General features: G+C 41.6%; 21 protein-coding genes. 13 read left to right on the top strand and 8 right to left on the bottom strand.

Annotated features, from left to right (window positions below; all coding sequences use genetic code 11):
- The first annotated feature begins 123 nt into the window (after window positions 1–123).
- From JL001_RS06955 to JL001_RS06940, 3 genes are all read left to right on the top strand, one after another.
- Window positions 124–555 (top strand): hypothetical protein, encoded by a 432-nt coding sequence (locus tag JL001_RS06955; RefSeq protein WP_200975400.1) that lies wholly within the window; start codon window positions 124–126, stop codon window positions 553–555.
- Window positions 556–756: 201 nt separating this feature from the next.
- Window positions 757–1,575 carry a hypothetical protein gene (locus JL001_RS06950; RefSeq protein ID WP_236252735.1) on the top strand — a complete coding sequence of 273 codons (819 nt, stop codon included), beginning with the start codon at window positions 757–759 and terminating at the stop codon, window positions 1,573–1,575.
- A gap of 668 nt (window positions 1,576–2,243) precedes the next feature.
- Window positions 2,244–2,408: a hypothetical protein gene (locus JL001_RS06940; protein WP_200975397.1), complete on the top strand. Its 165-nt coding sequence runs from the start codon at window positions 2,244–2,246 to the stop codon at window positions 2,406–2,408.
- Window positions 2,409–2,522: 114 nt separating this feature from the next.
- On the opposite strand, the gene JL001_RS06935 is transcribed toward JL001_RS06940, so the two are convergent.
- From JL001_RS06935 to dgt, 3 genes are all read right to left on the bottom strand, one after another.
- Window positions 2,523–3,164 (bottom strand): lipoprotein signal peptidase, encoded by a 642-nt coding sequence (locus tag JL001_RS06935; RefSeq protein WP_200975396.1) that lies wholly within the window; start codon window positions 3,162–3,164, stop codon window positions 2,523–2,525.
- Between the two features lie 41 nt (window positions 3,165–3,205).
- Window positions 3,206–6,592: an isoleucine--tRNA ligase gene (ileS, locus tag JL001_RS06930; RefSeq protein ID WP_200975395.1), complete on the bottom strand. Its 3,387-nt coding sequence runs from the start codon at window positions 6,590–6,592 to the stop codon at window positions 3,206–3,208.
- 1,159 nt (window positions 6,593–7,751) lie between these two features.
- Complete coding sequence (gene dgt, locus JL001_RS06925) at window positions 7,752–9,098, bottom strand: dGTP triphosphohydrolase (RefSeq protein WP_370567354.1); 1,347 nt, start codon at window positions 9,096–9,098, stop codon at window positions 7,752–7,754.
- Window positions 9,099–9,269: 171 nt separating this feature from the next.
- Here dgt and JL001_RS06920 point away from each other — a divergent pair, with 171 nt between their 5' ends.
- From JL001_RS06920 to JL001_RS06900, 5 genes are all read left to right on the top strand, one after another.
- Window positions 9,270–10,328 carry a carbohydrate-binding family 9-like protein gene (locus JL001_RS06920; protein ID WP_200975394.1) on the top strand — a complete coding sequence of 353 codons (1,059 nt, stop codon included), beginning with the start codon at window positions 9,270–9,272 and terminating at the stop codon, window positions 10,326–10,328.
- 266 nt (window positions 10,329–10,594) lie between these two features.
- The gene (locus JL001_RS06915) at window positions 10,595–11,431 is read left to right on the top strand and encodes a DUF4382 domain-containing protein (protein WP_200975393.1); all 837 of its coding nucleotides are present in this window, start codon (window positions 10,595–10,597) and stop codon (window positions 11,429–11,431) included.
- Window positions 11,432–11,638: 207 nt separating this feature from the next.
- Window positions 11,639–12,445, top strand: coding sequence for a DUF4382 domain-containing protein (locus JL001_RS06910; RefSeq protein WP_200975392.1), 807 nt, complete (start codon window positions 11,639–11,641; stop codon window positions 12,443–12,445).
- 22 nt (window positions 12,446–12,467) lie between these two features.
- Window positions 12,468–13,496, top strand: coding sequence for a bifunctional diaminohydroxyphosphoribosylaminopyrimidine deaminase/5-amino-6-(5-phosphoribosylamino)uracil reductase RibD (ribD, locus tag JL001_RS06905; protein ID WP_236252734.1), 1,029 nt, complete (start codon window positions 12,468–12,470; stop codon window positions 13,494–13,496).
- A 29-nt stretch (window positions 13,497–13,525) separates the two neighbouring features.
- Window positions 13,526–14,008 (top strand): GAF domain-containing protein, encoded by a 483-nt coding sequence (locus JL001_RS06900; RefSeq protein WP_200975391.1) that lies wholly within the window; start codon window positions 13,526–13,528, stop codon window positions 14,006–14,008.
- Between the two features lie 47 nt (window positions 14,009–14,055).
- On the opposite strand, the gene JL001_RS06895 is transcribed toward JL001_RS06900, so the two are convergent.
- A complete protein-coding gene (locus JL001_RS06895) occupies window positions 14,056–14,628 on the bottom strand; it encodes a TIGR00730 family Rossman fold protein (protein WP_200975390.1) in 573 nt (190 codons plus the stop codon).
- A gap of 159 nt (window positions 14,629–14,787) precedes the next feature.
- On the opposite strand from JL001_RS06895, the gene JL001_RS06890 reads away from it, so the two are divergent.
- The 3 genes from JL001_RS06890 (at window position 14,788) to JL001_RS06880 (ending at window position 16,563) form a co-directional block, all read left to right on the top strand.
- Entirely contained in the window at window positions 14,788–15,366 is a 579-nt protein-coding gene (locus tag JL001_RS06890; protein WP_200975389.1) for a non-canonical purine NTP diphosphatase, read from the top strand.
- A 36-nt stretch (window positions 15,367–15,402) separates the two neighbouring features.
- Window positions 15,403–16,035, top strand: a complete 633-nt coding sequence (udk, locus tag JL001_RS06885) for a uridine kinase (RefSeq protein WP_192011999.1) — start codon at window positions 15,403–15,405, stop codon at window positions 16,033–16,035.
- Window positions 16,036–16,134: 99 nt separating this feature from the next.
- Complete coding sequence (locus JL001_RS06880; RefSeq protein WP_200975388.1) at window positions 16,135–16,563, top strand: outer membrane insertion C- signal; 429 nt, start codon at window positions 16,135–16,137, stop codon at window positions 16,561–16,563.
- 84 nt (window positions 16,564–16,647) lie between these two features.
- Here the strand turns inward: JL001_RS06880 and rpiB are convergent, their stop codons facing one another.
- Genes rpiB through glyA form a run of 3 tightly spaced genes read right to left on the bottom strand, consistent with a single transcriptional unit; the run spans window position 16,648 to window position 19,229 of the window.
- Window positions 16,648–17,085: a ribose 5-phosphate isomerase B gene (gene rpiB / locus JL001_RS06875; protein ID WP_200975387.1), complete on the bottom strand. Its 438-nt coding sequence runs from the start codon at window positions 17,083–17,085 to the stop codon at window positions 16,648–16,650.
- A gap of 25 nt (window positions 17,086–17,110) precedes the next feature.
- Window positions 17,111–17,944 carry a twin-arginine translocase subunit TatC gene (gene tatC / locus JL001_RS06870; protein WP_200975386.1) on the bottom strand — a complete coding sequence of 278 codons (834 nt, stop codon included), beginning with the start codon at window positions 17,942–17,944 and terminating at the stop codon, window positions 17,111–17,113.
- A gap of 16 nt (window positions 17,945–17,960) precedes the next feature.
- On the bottom strand, window positions 17,961–19,229 hold the full coding sequence (gene glyA, locus JL001_RS06865; protein ID WP_200975385.1) for a serine hydroxymethyltransferase: 1,269 nt from the start codon (window positions 19,227–19,229) through the stop codon (window positions 17,961–17,963).
- Window positions 19,230–19,513: 284 nt separating this feature from the next.
- On the opposite strand from glyA, the gene JL001_RS06860 reads away from it, so the two are divergent.
- The gene (locus JL001_RS06860) at window positions 19,514–19,888 is read left to right on the top strand and encodes a UDP-glucuronosyltransferase (RefSeq protein WP_192011994.1); all 375 of its coding nucleotides are present in this window, start codon (window positions 19,514–19,516) and stop codon (window positions 19,886–19,888) included.
- Here the strand turns inward: JL001_RS06860 and JL001_RS06855 are convergent, their stop codons facing one another.
- Window positions 19,889–20,116 carry a hypothetical protein gene (locus JL001_RS06855; RefSeq protein WP_192011993.1) on the bottom strand — a complete coding sequence of 76 codons (228 nt, stop codon included), beginning with the start codon at window positions 20,114–20,116 and terminating at the stop codon, window positions 19,889–19,891.
- Between the two features lie 108 nt (window positions 20,117–20,224).
- Between JL001_RS06855 and JL001_RS06850 the strand changes: the two genes are divergently transcribed.
- A complete protein-coding gene (locus tag JL001_RS06850) occupies window positions 20,225–21,130 on the top strand; it encodes an AEC family transporter (protein ID WP_200975384.1) in 906 nt (301 codons plus the stop codon).
- Window positions 21,131–21,240: the final 110 nt, after the last annotated feature.

Here is a 21,240-nt window from a genome sequence, read left to right as displayed (position 1 = left end):
ATCATCCATAAGCTAAATGAGCTATTTGCAAAGGCTAGTGCGATGAGATACTTTTATAGAAATTGAAAAGTCCAGCTCACTCCTGCTCGCTTGACGTTGGCCACCATTTGAAAAACGCTATTAGTGAATAAAAAGAACCTTCAAAATATTATTGACAAGCTTGAAAAAGAAGATCGAAAAGAAAAAGCTTATTTCGGTATCTTCGAATATGGTGGTGGACCAGACGAAAGCTTTATAAAAGCAAGCAAAGAAGGACTTGAACTTTTTGCTTTAGAAATTCTAAAAGCTGCGCGAGACTCGGAGGAACTATTAAAGAGTGAAAAGGAAGAGTCAGTTTTTCCTTTAGGATTTGATGAAGATTGGATTGACGATGATTGCTCCACATACATACAGTACGTTGAGCCTATAGACGTAATTAGAACTAATGTCAAACAAGAGCCTTATATGGAAACTTGGAAAGACAAGACAATGAAGTTTGGCTGTATTAGTGCAATACTGATAGCAATTATTTCAGCAATCGTAGGAATAGTGACAATCGTAAAATGGGTAATTTAAAAAATAAAAGGTACTATATATAAACATTTACTTTCAAGGCTTAACGGTTGAAAGCCTATTATAGCTTAGGAACAGTTTTGAGGAATTGTGATTTTAAAAGGTAATTAATTGTATTTTTCTTTACGCTAGTCAGAATTTAAAATGAGACCCACTAGACCTGACATTTTATCCAGACCTCTGTTCATTTTAGCTTTAGGGCTATTGCTGTTTAATGACTTCTATCTAAAATATGAGTTCTCAAATTTTTTGACTGGAATACTATCAGACATAGCAGGACTTTTTCTGTTTCCCTATTTTTTGTCAAGTCTTCTAGTTAAATGGAATAAATCCATCTATTTAGGAACTGCTGTGCTATTCATATTTTGGAAATCTCATTTTTCACAAGACCTAATCAATTGGGCACAATCTTTAGGAATTGGCTTCAATAGAGTAATTGACTTCACGGATTTATTCGCTTTAATCATCCTTCCAATTTCATACAGGTACTTTCAAAAACAACTTTCTACCGAACAAAAAATTAATAAGCACTTGACTGTTCCTCTTGGGCTCGCTACTCTATTTTCAATATGGGCAACGGCCTTACCAAGAGAAAAAGTTGATTTGAACTTAGTTGTAAACGCAGAATATGAAATGGAATTGAGCAAAGCTGACATCTTTAATTCAATTCAGGCAGGGCATGGATATAGCTACACATTAGATAAGAATCTATCAGATAGTCTTTTTTACCTACACTTTGACATCATAGATGAAAGCAGAATAAACATTATGGCTTTATCAACAATAATTGCTACCGACACGAATAAAACCAAAATAAAGCTTAACAAGATTTTGTATGGCTACATCACGGGCAAACTGTTTGGCGGAGTTGACAGAGATGACATAAAACATTGTAAATCAGTTTCTGCGGAAGAATTCAAAAATCACTTTGAACTCAATTTCATCCATTCTATAGAAAACGGAAAAACAGAAAACATATACTATGATAACAAAGAGATTTACGACTCCTATCAAAAAAAATAAAAACTATTGCCAATAACCCCCTTTCTAAGCGAAGTATGTCACTTCGCCTTCAAATCTTGGGAGTTTGTAATTCCCAATACGAAGAACAAATTATAATATCTAGAGTTGGTAGTTATAGAAAGGAGCTTTCAAAAGGACATATGATTAACCTAATGACAGAAAAAAGGCTTATAATACAAGTTTTGCATCAGGCGGACTGGCGTGTAAACTTGAAATTTTGTACTTATATTGAGCTTTAGTAATAAATTGAAGTTTTGTGCTCAGAAACCCGACCGAACGCAAAGCTCAAAAACAAATTGACCAAAATTTAAATTGATAAAGCTTGAACAATATTATAAAGGCGACGAGAGCTGGGAAAATTTCGCATCTGTTTTTGGGGACGAGTGGGAATATTCGGATTTTCAAAATAGACTTTTAGAACAATTAGGAAATCGTTTAGATTTAGCTAAAGTCATTGACTGCTATATTGGTAAAACAAGTCTTGATTGGATAAACAAGTGTATTCCAATTTTGGACGGTTTATCACCAAGAGAGTGTTTAAATACCAAAGAAACTGAAAACCGACTTAAAGTATGTCTAATGCGAATGCCTTAAATACGAAAAGAAAAACGTGTGGCAACTAAGCATGCGCCTGGCCGTAACGACCAAACCTGCCAAATTGGGCAGGTTTGAACATAAATGCAATATTGAACGAATGGTTGCTTGGAAAGGGCAATTATAAGGAAAGCCAAGGTACTTATCTGATCACTCAGTGGACTTTTTTGGAATTGTTCTTGGATGAATCCAAAAAAAACAGGCTGTCTCATAAGTCTGAGACACGTCATCACGAGTGAAGCGAAGTGATCTCGAAGTACTTACATTGTATATATAGGGAGATTGCTTCTTCCGATATCCATCGGAATCGCAATGACGTGAATTTTTGAGACAGCCTCTTGTGATATTGTATCTTATTTCTCTTCTATAAATTGCTTCTGTATTTCATCTTCTTCTTCATCTTTTTTGTCTTCTTTGGTTGTTTCACCAAAGAACCGTTTTTGGAAGAGCAGGATAATGGCCACACCAATAAAGATCGAAGCATCAGCGACATTGAAGATCGGCCAAAGTGCGGTATAACTTCCTCCCCACAAAGGTACCCAATCCGGAATAAAGCCTTCCCAAATATCGATGTAGAACATGTCCACTACCTGACCATGAAACCAAGGCGTACTCGCATCATAGGGCGCATTGTTTAACCAAACCCCATAAAACACACTGTCCACCAAGTTTCCGATAGCACCACCAAGGATCATCGCAATGCAGACAATATACCCGGCATGGACTTTTTTGCTGATCAAATAATAGAGGTAATAGCCAATACCTACCATGGCCACCAGCCTGAAAGAGGTAAGGATCAGCTTTCCATACTCAGAGCCCAACTGCATCCCGAAAGCCATCCCGGGGTTGGTGGTATAATGGAGTTTGAACCAGTCCCCAAAGATTTTGATTTGCCCGGCAGAGCCCATGGCCATATTGGAATCCACGGCCAATTTCACAAGCTGATCGATAAGGATGACCAGTAAGGTAATGCCAAAGTACTTTAAATATTTCATTTTCTATTTTTTCAGAAGTCTAAGACTGCCTAAGCAGCCTCCTATACTTTTTCTACCTTTACTTTTAATTCAAATTCATCCATGTCCAAGACCGTACCCTCGCTCACATCTCCATTCACGGAAAGCGAAAGGGCCTGCGTTTCAGCTTGGATATAATCCGAGAAGTTGACCAAAGCTTGGTCTACTTGCTCATTCAATTTGGCCACTTTGATGGTAATCTTGTCCTGCACTTCCAGCCCCATATCCTTTCTCAGGTTTTGGATCCTGTTCACCAAATCACGGGCGATGCCTTCCTGCTTCAATTCATCTGTCAAAGTCACATCCAAGGCCACGGTGATGCCATTGTCACTGGCTACAGACCAGCCTGGAATATCCTGGGACGTGATCAACACTTCCTCCAAATTAAGGGTGGCTTTCTCTCCATCCAAGTCGATCTCTACAGCACCATTTCGCTCAATGGCACTGATGTCTTCTTGCCCCCATTGATTGATTGCAGCAGCTACCAACTTCATTTTAGGACCAAAACGCTTGCCCAATAGCGGGAAGTTTGGTTTGGCATTCTTCACCAAAATGCCTGAGGCATCATCGATATATTCCACCCCCTTGATATTTACTTCCGACTTGATCAGCTCCTCCACATGTTCAATCTGCTCTCTGGTCTTTTCATTCAAGATCGGGATCAAAATCTTTTGAAGTGGCTGACGCACTTTCAATTTATCCTTTTTACGCAGGCTGTGCACCAAGGATGAAATGTCCTGCGCCAATTGCATGCTCGCTTCTAGGTCGGTATTGATCAAAGCTTCATCAGCGGCTTGCCAATCTGTCAAGTGAACTGACTCTGCAATTTCCTGCCCTGCTTCTTTTGCTCCACCGGTCAAGTTCTTGTACATCCAATCGGCATAGAAAGGAGCAAATGAGGACATCAACTGGCAAAGGGTCGTCAAGCATTCGTACAATGTCTCGTAAGCAGCTTGCTTGTCCTCGTTCATGTCACCTCTCCAGAAACGCTTTCTGGCCAACCTCACATACCAGTTGGACAGTTGGTCCACGGTGAAGTTCATGATGGCCCTGGTTGCCCTGGTTGCATCATAATTGTCCATGGAGTTTTCTACTTCCGTGATAAGTGACTGCAATTTGGAAATGATCCATCTGTCCAATTCAGGTCTTTCACTGACGGCCACCATTTTGCTGGCATCATAGGTGAAGTGATCCAAGTTGGCATATAACGCAAAGAAGTTATAAGTATTTTGCAGGGTACCGAAGAACCTCCGCTGTACCTCAGCAACGCCTTCCAAGTTAAATTTCAAGTTGTCCCATGGATTGGCATTGGAAAGCATGTACCAACGCAATGCATCCGGCCCATACTCTTTCAAAGTTTTAAATGGATCTACTGCATTGCCCAATCTTTTGGACATTTTGTTTCCATTTTTGTCCAGCACCAAACCATTGGCAATCACATTTTTGAAAGCAACGCTGTCAAATAACATTACAGCAATAGCATGTAGGGTAAAGAACCAACCACGCGTTTGGTCAACACCCTCAGCAATATAATCTGCAGGATAATTGGCCTTGAAGATGTCTTCATTCTCAAACGGATAATGCCACTGCGCGTATGGCATCGCTCCTGAGTCAAACCATACATCGATCAAGTCCGGCTCACGGAACATTTTATTACCCTGTGAATCCACCAAGATCACATCATCTACATAAGGTCGGTGAAGATCCACTTCCTCTCCTTTGAAAGGAGACTCGGTCATAAATCCCTTGGCAATGGACAGCTCAATTTCCTCATTCAGTTCCGCGATGGAACCAATACATTTGGTTTCGGTAGCATCTTCATTTCTCCAAACCGGAAGCGGCGTTCCCCAGAACCTGGAACGGCTTAGGTTCCAATCCACCAAATTCTCCAGCCAGTTGCCAAAACGACCTGTCCCGGTTGCCTCAGGCTTCCAGTTGATGGTTTTGTTCAGTTCTACCAGCCTATCCTTACAAGCGGTGGTTTTGATAAACCAGCTTTCCAATGGATAATAAAGCACTGGCATGTCAGTTCTCCAGCAATGTGGATAACTGTGCTCGTACTTCTCTACTTTGAAAGCTTTATTTTCATTTTTCAAGATGATGGAAATGATCACGTCCGTATTTTTATACTCCGGTGCATTTTCATCTTCTTTCAAGTAATTCTTTACATAGAAATCATCCACGCCATATTCCTTATGAGCAGTGATTTGGTGCTCCTTCATTTTGGCGAGCAAATATTCTCCCACTACCGGTAAGAATCTTCCTTGCTTGTCCACTACGGGGATTTCATTTCCTTGGTCATCTTTTACAAAAACCCCGGGAACTCCCGCCTGTACCAAGGCCCTAAAGTCATCCGCACCAAAGGCTTTGGCCAAGTGAACGATACCTGTACCGTCTTCAGTAGTGACATAGTCCGCTGAGATCACCGTGAATGCAGGATGAGGAAGTGCTATTCCTTCAATTGGGAAAAGCGGCTCGTACTCCATGCCCAGCATGTCTTTTCCTTTGAACTCTTCTATCACCTCAAAAGGAATCAGCTTATCGCCAGGTTTATAATCTTCTATTTTCAGCCCTTCAGCCTTTTTGTTAAACAAAACCCCCATTCTGGCTTTGGCCAAAATAACGGTCTGCTCCTGATAGGTATAAGGATTGAAGGTTTTTACTTTCACATAATCCAGTTTCTCTCCAATGGCCAAGGCAGAGTTGGAAGGTAAAGTCCAAGGAGTGGTGGTCCAGGCAATGATGTATTCATTTTCCCGACCCTTCACTTTAAACTGTGCCGTGATGGAAGTATCCTTGACATCCCTGTAGCAACCCGGCTGGTTCAGCTCATGAGAGGACAAGCCCGTCCCTGCTGCAGGAGAATAAGGCTGGATAGTATAGCCCTTGTAAAGCAGGTCTTTTTCATACAGCCGCTTAAGCAAGCTCCACAAAGACTCAATGTATTTTGGATCAAAGGTGATGTATGGATCGTCCAAGTCCACCCAATAACCGATCTTTTCGGTAAGGTCATCCCACTCATTTTTAAAGCGCATGACCGTCTCCCGGCATTTTTTATTGTATTCTTCTACAGAGATTTTCTTTCCGATATCCTCTTTAGTGATGCCCAATTCCTTCTCCACTTGAAGCTCAACCGGCAGGCCATGGGTATCCCAGCCACCTTTACGCTTTACCTGAAATCCTTTGAGGGTCTTGTATCGGCAAAAAATATCCTTCAGGGTCCTTGCCATCACATGGTGAATACCCGGTGTACCATTTGCTGAAGGCGGGCCTTCAAAGAAAGTAAAGGTTTCTGCACCTTCACGATTTTCAACAGACTTTTCGAAAATCTTGTTTTCCTGCCAGTAACTCAGTACACTTTCTCCTATTCCGGGATAATCTACTTGTTTGAACTCCTGATATTTCTTCACGATATCTCTATATTATTACTTCTTACTCAATTCTTTGGCTGCAAAGGGTAGAGAACGCTTGATTTAAATGTACCCGTTTAACCCTTTCAAAAGCAGGCACAAAGTTAATAGAAAACTAGGGTTTCTGTATGGTGAAAATAGAAAAACTCGCTTTGCCCCTGATTTCATCCATAAAAACTCAATTTTGGGCGCAAGGGTTTTACTTTTTTGTGGCTTTGATCAGGCGCTGCTCACAGATTATTTGGCCAACGTCTCTCAATCAAATGCCCAAGGGAAACTCAACGGGTCAGTCGTCCTTCTCAAAAACCAAGTCCATCAAAACTAAATTAGTATTGTAAGGGGACTTTTATCATTAAAAACAACTTCAAACTTCTTTTATCGCTTATACTGTCGATAACAAAGTAGGATTTACCATGCCCATTTTTATCCGGTTCTGACATAAATAAGTCAGATTTCCTTTACTTTTTTTCTGACCTGCCAATTCTTTCCACAACTTCAGGAATGAAATGAAAAGTCATTGAGAATTGATCTGTGATCTCATTATCAAGTTTTGAGGCTTTGATGATCATTGAAATTTCTGAATGTAGTGAAGGCTTATCTAGAACACGCTGTGCTAGTAAATTAAAGTCATTCAGCTTGAAATCTTATTATGGCGGGGAGGTCGACACAGCTGCGGGGCGGCGGTGGCTTTGCGGGAAGAAGCTTTAGCTGTGTTTTGATTTATCCCTGCCTGCCGGCAGGCAGGTTTACTTCGTTTCTTTTCATCTAAGGAAAAGAAATGAAGAGTAAAGCCTAGGAAACAAACTAAATTGCTAAAAAAACACTTCCAATTATCAGTTTTTAAAAGATTAATTCAAATAATAAGTTTTATCAAAATATTGAACTAGAACAATAGGTTATCTAGAAAAAAAATATAACAGAAGGTCAAGAATATAAAGATTAGATTGTTAGGGTTAGTTGTTAGTGTGTTTGTGTTGGCTTGCACTTAGGAGCAGGCTGCACAAACACCTCTTAAAAACAGAAGAAAATTTGTCACAACAAGGATATATAGCCATCAAACAAAAAGTTTGGCATAAAAATAGCTGTTAAACCAAAAGATTAAATCAACCGCAATGGCCAAGGGTTGCTGACATCAAGTCAGCTCCCTTGGCTTATTTTTTTAGGCACCTGGCAGAGATATCCCCTTCACTTTGCGATAAAGTGACAAGGCATATTTGTCAGTCATGCCAGAAATAAAATCTATCAAATTTCTTAAAAGTAAATAAGGCATCAGGACTTCTTTGTCCAGCTGGAACTCTTCCGGCAGTAATCTTAGGATACTTTTATCTTTACCAGAAAATTGCGCCGCATCAAAATACTTATTGAATAGCGCCTTAGAAAACACCTCTAAAAGCCCTTCCAGCACCTGAAAACCTGCGGCTTCTTTTTCCAACACTGGCTGGGATCGGTATATCTTCTGCACGGACAGTTGACTGATTTCTTCCAAAACTGGAGCAGAAGGAATGATATCAGTCAATGCCTGATCAAAGTCACCTGTCAACATTTCCTCTTCATGTTTCTGAAAAGCTGCCACCGTTTCATCCACCAACCTTCCAATGGCCATGGCGCGAAGAATCGCTAATTTTTGCGATTTGGATTTAAGGGAGTTAAGCTTTTCCTCATTAAACCGCTCTCCGATTATCCGGGCCAACAAATCCACAACAGCCTCCAGCTGGACCAAGCCCAAGGTACATCCATCTTCCAGGTCAATAATGCTGTAACAAATGTCATCAGCAGCCTCCACCAAAAAGGCAAGTGGATGCCTAAACCAAGTGTTTTTTCCTGATGACGGAATCCCCAGCAGTTCAGCCAAGCGCTTGTAATGGGGAATCTGATCTGAAAAGAAACCATACTTTTTTTGGCTCCTTCTTGCTTTATCCCTTTGTGCTATCAGTGCTGGCCTAGGATATTTGGTAAATGCCGCCAATGTGGCAAAGGAAAGCTGTAAGCCATTGTCTTTTTCCAGCAGCATTCGGAACCCCTGTGCATTGCCTTCAAAGCTGGTCATGTCCGCCCATTCCTCCTCTTGCAGATGGTCTTTCCAGATTTTTCCACAGGGATGGAATTTAAAAAAGTCAGAAATGGCATCTTCTCCAGAATGACCAAAAGGAGGGTTGCCAATATCATGGGTCAAGGCAGCAGCAGCCACTATCGCACCAATATCACTGGACCCTATTCCCTTTTCACTTAATTGGGGATATTTTTGTAACAAAAACTCGCCAGCTGACTTTCCCAGAGACCTTCCCACACTCGAAACCTCCAAGCTATGGGTAAGCCGGGTGTGCACAAAATCCAATTCCGGCAATGGAAATACCTGCGTTTTATCCTGCAGGTTTCTAAATGGAGCAGAAAAAATAATCCGGTCATAGTCTCTTTCGAACTCACTTCTATATTGATCAGGGATAGCCTCTGTCTTCTTTTTCAGATCAGATCTACCCGCTCTTAACAGCTGTTCCCAATTCATCATGTCCAAAATTAATGATCCAAAGTAAAAATCTTGTCAAAATCACCTATAAAATCAATTAACTCTACTTATAGCCTCTTCTCCGTTGATGTAAATGAACCAAAAAGCAATGAAGGATTGAGCTTATTTAAATATATTAGCGCCTTCAAATCTATCAAACCGTAATAAAATTATATGAACAAGTTAGTTCTCCTACTGCTCTTGGCGCCAAGTATATTGAGTGCCCAGAATTTGACAGACAGACAGCACTATGTCACTCACCAGGCAACAGGTACTTTGGAAATGGACGGAAAACTGGATGAAGAGGACTGGCAAGCTGCTGAGTGGTCCAATTTATTCGTTGACATTGAAGGGGATAAAAAACCAGCTCCACTTTATGACACCAAATTGAAAATGCTGTGGGATGATAAAAATCTCTATATCGCGGTTTGGATGGAAGAGCCTGACCTATGGGCCACCTACACCAAGCGCGAATCTGTAATTTTTCATGAAAATGACATCGAAGTCTTTATTGATCCGGACGGGGACACTCACCATTACTACGAACTCGAGATCAATGCCCTGGGCACTGAATGGGACCTGATGATGACCCAACCTTATAGAAATGGAGGTTCTCCCATTAATGGCTGGAACATTAATGGTTTCAAAAAGGGAATTCAACTGAACGGCACTATCAATGACCCTTCCGATAAAGACCAGTCTTGGGTAGTAGAAATGGCCATTCCATTTGAGGCACTTTCTCAGCGTGGCCCTAACCCAACTGTCCCAAGAGACGGTGACCAGTGGCGAATAAATTTCTCCCGTGTCCAGTGGCAGTTGGAAGCCCAAGGCGACACATATGTGAAAAAGATCAATCCTGAAACAGGAAAAAACTTTCCGGAATACAATTGGGTCTGGTCACCACAAGGACATATCAATATGCATTTACCCGAATACTGGGGATACCTGCAATTTGCCAAAAGTCCGGTTGGCCAAGAAAAAGTAGCCTTCCAAATGAAAAAAGATGAACGCGTGAAAGATGCATTAAGGGAGGTATTCCATCTTCAAAATGCCTATTTCCGGAAAAACGGAAAATACGCTACATCCAGCTCTGAACTTGGTGCCTCTAAAAACTTTGATGCATACCAGCTGCAATTTGAAGTAAGTGCTACCCGTTACAAAATCTCTGCCCCTTCCATTGATTCAGAAGGGACCTGGTACATCACCGAAGATAGCAGGATCTGGAAAAGATAGTTTTCCGATCCCCACTGACAGATTCTAAATTATCGCTACATAAAAGGCAAACCTTGAAGGTTTGCCTTTTTAATTATTCCCTTTATACAAAATTTAGGTCAAATGAATTTTTGCTGAAATAAACTGAATAAAAACGCAAACAATAGACTTTTTCTATGAAAAAACAACATTCATATGGAAATATAAGAAAGTTAGGCTGCCTGGCACCTCAAGTGGCATGCTAATTGTTTTTCGGTCTGACCATACTAAACCAACTATTTATCACAATGAAAACTTTACCATTCAAAAACTATTTCTTTGGAATTGCTGGATTACTTGCTTTGGCCTCTTGTAATAATGAAGATGAGGACATTATGGAAGGAAGTGCACAGGTTAATATTGCCTTGATTGACGCGCCAGCGGACTATGACGAGGTTTGGATCGAAGTACTGGGAGTCGAAATCCTTACCAATGATCAAAACGAAAATGATGATTCCGCTTGGATTTCCATTCCCAATGAAGCTGATGAAGACAAGGTGAACCTCCTTAGTCTTGTGGGCGGCAATGAAGCCTTTATTGGCTCGGAAGAAGTGCCAGCTGGTGAAATTGCTCAAATCCGACTCTTGTTAGGAGATGACAATTATTTGGTAATGGATGGAGAGGAGATTCCTCTGACGACTCCAAGTGCTCAGCAAAGTGGATTAAAACTTAAGCTGAATCAAGAATTAATGGCTGGTATACAATATGATTTGGTGATCGATTTTGATGCGGCCAAATCCATTGTTGAAGCAGGAAACTCTGGTCAATATATTCTAAAACCCGTATTGAGAGTAGTTGCTGAAGAGTCAGCGTCCATAGAAGGACAAGTACTACCCTTAGAAGCCAATCCAACGGTGTATGGGATAATCGGAGAAGATACTGTTTCTACTTACACGGATGACATCGGAGCATTTGCTTTGAGGGGATTGGTAACCGGTGATTATACCATTATCGTTGATCCCATTGAAGGCTATGAGCCGGATACTTTGTACAGTGTACCTGCCGTAGAAGGAGAAGTAACGATACTGGATCCCATAGAATTAGAAGAGACTTCTGCAGAAATTGAAGTTGAAATCAATAACTAAGACAAGTGACTATCTATCTTTTAAAGGAGTCTATAAGACTCCTTTTTTTATGTCTTTTCCAGTCTATTTTGACTACCACATCTCAAGCCCTCAAAATTTGAATTCATCAATGGTCATTTGCCACTCGAAATGGTTACTTTTGTAGAATAATTAAATCAAAAGCCATGAGCTTTTCGTTATTTACCTGAACTAAAAAAAACCGAGGCAATGTCATTCAAAAGCGTCTCTTTACTTTTCATTTCAATGCTACTCCTGACTTTTTCTTGTCTGGATGCTTCTTCCAATGAAAACAGTGCTTTGATCAATATCTACCTGATCGATGCACCCGGAGATTTTGACCAGGCTTGGATAGACATTGAGCGAGTGGAAGTTTTTATCCAAGGAGGAAACAGCGCAGGAACGAAAGATTGGATTCCCTTGGACTATGTGCCAACCAGCAATGTCATCAATGTGACTAGCCTTGTAAATGGAAATCAATTGATATTAGGCCGTTCTGAATTGCCTTTAGGCAAAATAAGCCAAATTAAATTAGTCCTCGGAGAAGACCATTACTTGGTGAAAGATGGTGAACAGCTTGCCTTGACCTTGCTCGATAGCGAAAGCCAAGAACCTATCATTGATGTCGACTATTCGCTTTCCGGCGCCATGTCTTATGATATTCTACTGGACATGGACCTGAGCAAGTCCATCATTGCAGACCCCGCGCAAGAAAATGTCTTCTGGCTTGACCCTGTGATGAGGTCATTTGAAACAGGCGCTGTAGCATCCATTAGTGGCAAAGTAACACCAATTGAGGCCAAACCAATCGTTTATGCTATCATCGGTGAAGATTCCATTTCCACGCATACAGATGATACCGGCGCATTTCTTTTCAATGGCTTGCAAGCTGGAGAATATAGCATTTACATTTCCCCGAGAGCCCCTTACTTGGACAGCTTAACCACCGTAACTACCAAAATAGATTCCTTATCAGCTATGGAGACGATACTTCTATCCACACCTGATGAGGATTAAGAAACTCAATTGACGCTAAAACATGAAGGAATTTAACCCATATATGTTGAGGGCCTTGGAGTTGGCAGAATTGGGCAGAGGACAAGTAAGTCCTAATCCTATGGTAGGCTGTGTGATCGTCCATCAAGATAAAATTATAGGTGAAGGCTACCATCAGCAATACGGCGGCCCTCATGCTGAGCCCAATGCTGTCCGTAATGTAGCGGACCAAAACTTACTTAAAGAAGCGACAGTCTATGTCACCTTGGAGCCTTGTGCACATTTTGGCAAAACACCACCCTGTGCCAACCTCCTAGTAGAAAAACAGGTCAAAAAAGTGGTAATCGCCGCCTTTGACAGTAACCCGCTAGTTGGCGGTAAAGGCATCAAAATCCTCCAGGATGCTGGCATTGAGGTTGTCACTGGAGTAATGGAAAAAGAAGCAAGGATACAGAACAAGCGCTTTTTTACTTCCATAGAAAAGCAAAGGCCCTATGTCATCCTGAAATGGGCCCAAACACAAGATCGCTTTGTAGCCAGGACCAACTATGACAGCAAATGGATCTCCAATCCTTTTAGTAGACAATTGGTCCATAAGTGGCGGGCGGAGGAAGATGCCATCATGGTAGGCACCAAAACAGCCCATTTTGACAACCCAAAATTGAATGTAAGAGACTGGGAAGGAAAAGACCCGCTGCGGATTGTATTGGACAAGCAATTGACCTTGGATGCTAACTTGGCCCTTTTTGATAGAAGCATTCCAACCGTCTGCTATAACCTGATCAAAAATGAATCCCAGCAAAATCTGGATTATGTCAAATTGGAAAAAGAATTCTCCATAGCAGATGTGTTAGAGGATCTTCATCAAAGGAAAGTACAAAGTGTAATCATTGAGGGAGGATCCTTTTTATTGCAAAAGTTTATTCAAAGTGAACTTTGGGATGAGGCCCGGGTGTTTACTGGCCAAAGCCGATTTGAAAGTGGCATCCCTGCCCCTAAATTAGCGCAAGATCCAGTGGAAACACTTCAAATCATGGATGACCAACTTGAAGTTTATCAATCTGGTCATTAATATTTAATTTTATCTAAAATATATCACCCATGGCAGAATCCATATTTCTTCCTGAAAATGCCAACAAGGCAGAAAAATACGAAGCCTTGCTTCCCCAAATTGAAGCCTTGATCACAGGCGAGGAAGATCTTACCGCCAACCTGGCCAATATCAGTGCTGCCCTCAAGGAAGCCTTTGGCTTTTTCTGGGTGGGCTTTTACCTCGTCAAAGGAGAGCAGTTGGTGCTTGGACCATTCCAAGGCCCCATCGCTTGTACTCGGATTGCAAAAGGCAAAGGCGTCTGTGGTGCCGCTTGGAAAGAAGGTAAAACCCAGTTGGTGCCGGATGTGGATGCCTTTCCCGGCCACATTGCCTGCAGCTCCGCCTCCAAATCCGAAATTGTGTTGCCTGCTTTCAAAGATGGAGAGGTAGCCTTGGTGCTGGATATTGACAGCAACCAGCTAAATGATTTTGATGAAACGGATGCCAAACATCTTGAGCAATTGATGAAAGTTATAGAAACCTTCCTGTAGGGAATTTTCAAAAAAAGGGGCGTATTCAATACGCCCCTTTTTTCTTTTTAATTTGATCCCCACTTGGGAATATATTTAGGCTCATAGGCAGCCATCTTGTCCAGCATTTCTGCAGGATCATCGCTTATGATCAGGAGCTCTTTCTGTTCATCTCGTAAAAAACCTTCTTCGGAGGCAAAGGATAAAAAGTCAATAAGTTTGTCATAATACCCTTCCACATTATATAGGGCCAAGGGTTTTTGGATATAGGCCAATTGATTTAAGGTCATGATTTCAAACAGCTCCTCCAAAGTCCCAATGCCTCCTGGCATGGCCACAAAACCATCTCCACGTTCCGCCATCAGCCATTTCCTATCCCGCATGGTCTCCACAACCGTCAACTCGGTACAACCCTGATGGGCTACTTCCACATCTACCAATTTTTGTGGAATAATCCCATAGACATTTCTCCCCACACTCAGCATTTGATTGGCGATCACTCCCATCAAGCCCACTTTCCCAGCACCATACACCAAGTCCATTTTTCGTAAAATCATTTCCTCAGCCAAAGCAATTGCCCCAGCTTTATAGGCAGGGTTTTTCCCGGTATTGGAACCACAGTAGACGGTTATTTTCTTCATTTCCTCTAAACTTTTGGGTAAAACAATCCTACTAATAACAGCAATTTTGCCTCCTTTCGCAAAGGCAAAATATTAAATGAATACTAAGATTATTTTAATCGGTTAAGCATTGCCACTTCTCAAGCTTCATGAGCAGGAAAATTTGCTTACTTTTGGGGTATGAAAATCTGTTTTGCAACCAACAATCCCAAAAAAATCGAAGAGGTGAAAGCCGCACTTGGCGAAGACTTCACCATTGTCTCACTTGCAGAAATCGGATGTCATGAAGAGCTTCCCGAAACTGGAGACACTTTGGATTTCAACGCATTTCAAAAAGCCAGACACGTTTTTGAAAACTATGGGGTAAGCTGCTTCGCGGATGATACAGGTCTGGAAGTAGAGGCACTTAACGGTGCGCCGGGAGTCTATTCCGGCAGGTATGCCGGTGAGCCTCGCAGTGATGACAGAAATGTTGACTTGTTGCTTCAGAATTTAGAAGGAGTCTCTGATAGAAAAGCCCAATTCAGGACTGTGATCGCCCTGATCTTGGATGGGGAAGAACATAGTTTTGAAGGCACTGCCAAAGGAGAAATCATTACAGAAAGGTCTGGTGAAGGGGGATTTGGTTATGACCCTATTTTCCTTCCAGAAGGTTACAAAAAAACCTTTGCTGAGCTCAGCATGGATGAAAAAAATGCCATCAGCCACAGGGGCAAAGCCGTCAGAAAGCTGATTCATTTCTTGAACAGTTACCAATAAGGGGCATTGATTCCAAATAATTGATATATTAGGAATATGAGAAAACCGTATATAGTTGGTATCACAGGAGGAAGTGCCTCTGGCAAGACCTTATTTCTCAACAGGTTATTACAATCTTTTGATCCGGAAGAGATTTGCCTCATCTCCCAGGACAACTACTATAAGCCCATCGAACAACAGCCTTTGGATGATGAAGGCATTGAAAACTACGACACTCCTCATTCATTTGACTTTCAGGCTTACGCGGCGGACATCAAAAAAATCCAAATGGGTGAAAAGGTTTTTCGACAGGAATATACTTTTAACAACCCTAAAGTAACCCCTAAGATGCTGGAGTTTTGTCCGGCACCTGTCGTAGTGGTGGAAGGGATTTTTGTGCTTTACTCACCAGAACTGTCCAATTTGTTGGACTTAAAGGTCTTTATAGATGCGAAGGACTATATCAAGCTCAAAAGAAGGATTGTCCGTGACAAGGTTGAGCGCGGATATGACCTGGACGATGTACTTTACAGGTATGAAAAACATGTGATGCCTACTTATGAAAAGTACATCGACCCCTTCAAGCATGATGCAGATCTTATCATTCCCAATAATGACAGTTTTGAAAAAGGACTGGAGATGTTAACAATTTTCCTCAAGGAAAAGATTGTAAACCAGCCCTGTATCTAAAAAATTCCATTGGTAGGTGGCAAACTTAAGCTTCAAATTCACTTTTTGGCAAAGAGTTTGCAAAGTTCGGTTTGAAAACTAAACCAACTATTATTTACCATGAAAAAGTTTTTGATTTTATCACTGACTGCTTTTTTGATTTTACAACACAAGTCCGTGGCACAGGTCAGTGCCGGAGTTTATCAATTAAGTTCTGGAACCTTTGCGGCTATTGGAAGTAATCCGGACAACAAGATGTTTGGAGAGGCCAGGATAGGCGCTGGAGGCAATGTGGATATAGAAGGTACTTTTGGATACAATTTTGTCCAAAGGGATGAAGTTAACTTCTATAGCGGTTTCCACTTGGGTGTGGATGATCAAGGAAATGACAATGACATTTACCTTGGCATTCCCCTGGGAGTCTTTGTCAAGCCTTTTCCTTCTACCAGAAACTTCGGCTTTCTATTGGAAGCCAGTCCCATTTTCCCCACAGGTGAAAGCAATAATTATTTCAGGGCAGGGATAGGACTCAAATACACATTTAGGTAATTACCACTTAACCATGAAACCATAAAAAGGGCCTGAAATTAATTGTCAGGCCCTTTTTGATTTGACTAATAAGTCTTTCTATATCTACTTACAAGCGATTTTATTCACCCTATTCGCATGTCTACCACCTTCAAAATCTGTCTTTAAGAAGGTTTCTACCATTTCTTGTGCCAATTCATAAGGCACAAAACGAGCAGGAATGGAGATGACATTGGCATCATTGTGCTGTCTGGACAAAGCAGCCAAGTCAGTATTCCAGCATATCGCCGCCCGGATTCCTTGGTGCTTATTGGCAGTAATGGCTACACCATTACCACTACCACAAACCACAATTCCCTGTACAAATTCCCCACTTTCAATGGCATCACAAAGCGGGTGAACATAATCAGGATAGTCAACAGAAGCATCTGTAAATGGACCAAAATCCTTCACTTCGAAGCCAGCTTCAGTCAAATACGAAACCAGTTGCTGCTTATAATCGAAACCTGCATGGTCACCACCGATGGCTATTTTTTTGGACATGACGATAGTATTATTATTGATTTCCTTATTCTAATTCTTCTCTCTTCTTACGTTCTAAACGCTTAGCGATCATAATCCCTGCCTCATACAATACCAGTATCGGCATGGCTATCAGCAACTGACTGATCACATCTGGCGGAGTAATCAAAGCAGAAAGCACCAAAATGATCACGATAGCATGCCTTCTGTAAGACTTCAACATTCCAGAAGTCACCAGTCCAGACATGGACAAGAAATAAATCACCACTGGAAGCTGGAACATCACGGCAGAAGCCAGCACCAGCATGATTAATGTCGAAATATAAGAAGTGATATCAAACTCATTTGCGATGGAAGGATCCAGTCGGTAATTGGAAAGGAAGTTGATTGACAATGGGGACAGGATATAGTACCCAAATGCCGCTCCCATAAAGAACAACAAACTCACAAAGAAAACCGCTCCTCTGGCCGCTTTTCTTTCCTTATCATATAACCCTGGACTGATGAAGCGCCATACTTCCCAGAACACATAAGGAAAGGCTACTACAAGCCCCACCACCAAACTGGAAGTCATGTGCATGGAAAACTGTCCAGTCATCTGTCTACTTTGCAAGATAAACGGAAGTTCGTCGATGCAAAGTGCTGGAATACTTAAATAAGCAGAGAGCTGACATAGCATCCTATAGGTGAAAAAATCCACCTTGGACGGTCCTAAAATCACTTCTCCAAATACGATACTCTTGGAAAGAAAGGCTACTACTGAGCAAATCAGAATGGCTGCAATGGATCGGACCAAATGCCATCGCAATTGCTCCAAATGATCCAAAAATGACATGCCTCCTTCTTCTTCCTCCTCTTCCCTGTATTGATCTAATGCCACTTAATTTCTTTTTTTCTTAGTACAATGGGAACTGAACCATCCAGTCATTTACCTCCGTCTTGATTGCTGCAAGGGTGGCTTCATTTTCATGGTTCATCAATGCCTTATCGATCAATTCAACGATCTTGATCATATCTTGTTCTTTAAGGCCTCTGGTGGTGATGGCTGCTGTTCCAACACGCATTCCTGAAGTTACGAATGGAGAGCGGGTATCAAAAGGCACCATGTTTTTATTGATGGTGATATCCACTTTACCTAGTGTTTCTTCAGCAATTTTTCCTGAAAGATCCTTATTTCTCAGGTCGATCAACATCAGGTGATTGTCTGTTCCACCAGAAATCAATTTGTATCCTTTTTCCACGAAAGCATCAGCCATCACGGAAGCATTTTTCTTCACTTGCAATACATACTCCATGTATTCATCCGAGAGGGCTTCTCTAAAAGCCACTGCTTTGGCAGCAATGATGTGCTCCAAAGGTCCTCCCTGCATTCCTGGGAATACTGCAGAATCCAATAATTGGGTCATTTTTCTCAATTCTCCCTTTGGATTTTTATGGCCAAATGGATTGTCGAAATCTTCACGCATCATGATCAAGCCACCTCTTGTACCTCTTAAGGTCTTATGTGTGGTAGTAGTCACGATATGGCAATGCTCCAATGGGTCATTCAAAAGACCCCTAGCAATCAGACCAGCAGGGTGAGAGATATCCGCCAACAACAAAGCGCCCACCTCATCAGCGATCTCTCTGAATCTTGCATAATCCCAGTCACGGCTATAGGCAGAAGCACCACAAATGATCAACTTTGGCTGAACCTCTTTCGCAGTTTCTGCAACTTTGTCCATATTGACCACACCAGTTTCTTCTTCCACACCATAGAAGTGAGGCTTATAGTTCTTACCGGAGAAGTTTACCGGGGAACCATGAGTCAGGTGACCACCATGAGAAAGGTCAAAACCCAAAATGCTATCACCAGGATTCAGACAGGCCAAAAACACAGCTGCATTGGCTTGAGCACCAGAGTGAGGCTGAACATTGGCCCAAGTGGCTCCGAAAAGCTCCTTGGCACGGTCAATAGCGATCTGCTCAATATCATCCACTACTTCACAACCTCCATAGTAACGCTTCTTAGGTAACCCTTCGGCGTATTTATTGGTCAATACACTACCGGCAGCTTCCATCACCTCCTTGCTGGTGAAGTTCTCAGAGGCAATCAGCTCAATTCCTCTTTTTTGACGGTCTTCTTCTTTTTGGATAAGGTCGAATATTACCTGGTCTCTTTTCATGAGTATGCTCTTGTTTTTACAGTCTTTTTCTGCCCAAAATGTTTTGGGAACTTCCGCCAAGTCCTATGGCTAAGCCGGATATTGGCAGATATATTTTTGGCTGCCCAAAATTAGTTCGAAACAATGTATTATCCAATTGATTGAGAAATTGCTTCTGTTAAAAAAGACTTGGAAAAGGAAAACCTCCCCAAACCTTCCTTTAAGTCTCTAAAACAGCTCACGGACAACCCTTAATCAAACCCGACTTTGTTTAATTCCTGTCATTAATCTTTTAATTTTGAACCATGATTGATTTTGAATTTGCTCCTAAAAGTTATTTCGATGGTACCGGGCCTTCGGCTTTACTCGCCAAGCTTTCTTATCCAGAGAGTCAATGGGGTGAGGAAATCAGCATTTATGCTGCACCTTTGGATGGAAAAATCTATTACGAAGTGGTGGATTTTTATGGTAATGAATTTGACCCTAGCCCTGACAAATCAAATAATCCCCTGACCTTACAGGAGTTTATTTTTCTGATCGAAACATTGGAAGTCGTCGATCAAAGTATCAAGGGCGATATGAACCTGACGCTTGCTGGTATCCCAGAAGCAAAAAGTAATGTATATCCCCAACTGGAGGAATACTTTCAGGAAAAGCGCAAAAAGTTTGGGATGAATTAATTAAAAATCCCAAATGGATGCCACTCCTTCTCTTGCATGACTGGACTGAAACCAATATTCATACGTTTCAAAATCGATGCAATCGTGCAGTTCCATTCCTTGAAAATTCATTTTCTTAATGCTTGAACCGGGCAAAAAGCTTCTTAAGTCATTGGCCTGGTCAATGGTCAGCTGTGATAATTGGATCATGCGTTGTTCTCCAATCAGGATAGGTACAAGTTTCGTCATAATCTTAGATTTTCTCCTATCAAATAAAGCATTCAAATTTAAAATATTGATTAACAACAGATTACATTACTGTTAATTTCTAAGCAATTTTTACCTTATTTTTGATCCATGACCAACCTCATTCTTGTCATTCTTTGTCTGATCATTGGCATTTTGCTCCAGCGCCTAAAGGAACTGCCCAAAGATGCTCCCAAGTCCCTCAACACTTACCTGATTTATATTGTCCTCCCTGCATTGGCTTTGCTCCATATTCCCGAGACGGAACTTTCGCTTGGATTGCTACTTCCCGTACTGACTGCATGGATAAGTTTTGGGATTTCATGGGTAATTTTTGGCACTTTGGGAAAAAAATTGGGTTGGAGCAAGGCAACCACAGGTTGTTTGATCATTGTGCCTGGTTTGGCCAACACCTCTTTCATTGGCTTTCCGATCATTGAAGCACTTTATGGTAGTGAAGGCCTTAAAATAGCCCTGATGGTAGACCAAGCGGGTTCCTTTATCATTGTGAGCAGCATTGCCATCATTGTGGCTTCTATCTATGGCCATGGGAAAAAGCGCAAAAGGGATGTGACCAAAAAGATCCTTACCTTTCCTCCTTTTTTGTTCTTCCTGATTGCATTGTTCATGAACCTCTTGCATTTGGAATTTGAGGGCACTGTGCATGAAATATTACAGGCTTTTGCTGCCACTCTTACCCCCATAGCACTGATTGCCGTTGGCTTACAGGTAAAAATCAATGCAGAGACTTTATCTTCAAAAGACCTGTGGTATGGCCTGGCGTTCAAATTATTGTTTATCCCTACGCTCATCTTCTTCGTGTACAGGTTGTTCTTGGATGAAGGAAATATCCTTTACAAGGTAAGTGTGATGGAGACCGCCATGGCTCCGATGATCACTGGCTCTATCATTGCCATCAACCATGACCTCAACCCAAAACTTGCTTCACTTTTGGTGGGAATTGGCATTCCGCTTTCCTTTATCACCTTGATGGGCTGGTACTATTTGGTGGGGTAGAGAGCGGATTATTTTAAAGGATTGATTGGGGATAAATGTGACCACAGAGTACTCGGAGGTTTTACAAAGCGCTAAGAGGGTTCTTTCAGCACAAAAAGGCTTTGTAATCA

The organism is Echinicola sp. 20G, assembly GCF_015533855.1.
GTDB lineage: Bacteria > Bacteroidota > Bacteroidia > Cytophagales > Cyclobacteriaceae > Echinicola.
Note: the sequence above shows the minus strand (reverse complement) of the source record. Positions and strands in the feature narration are given on the sequence as shown.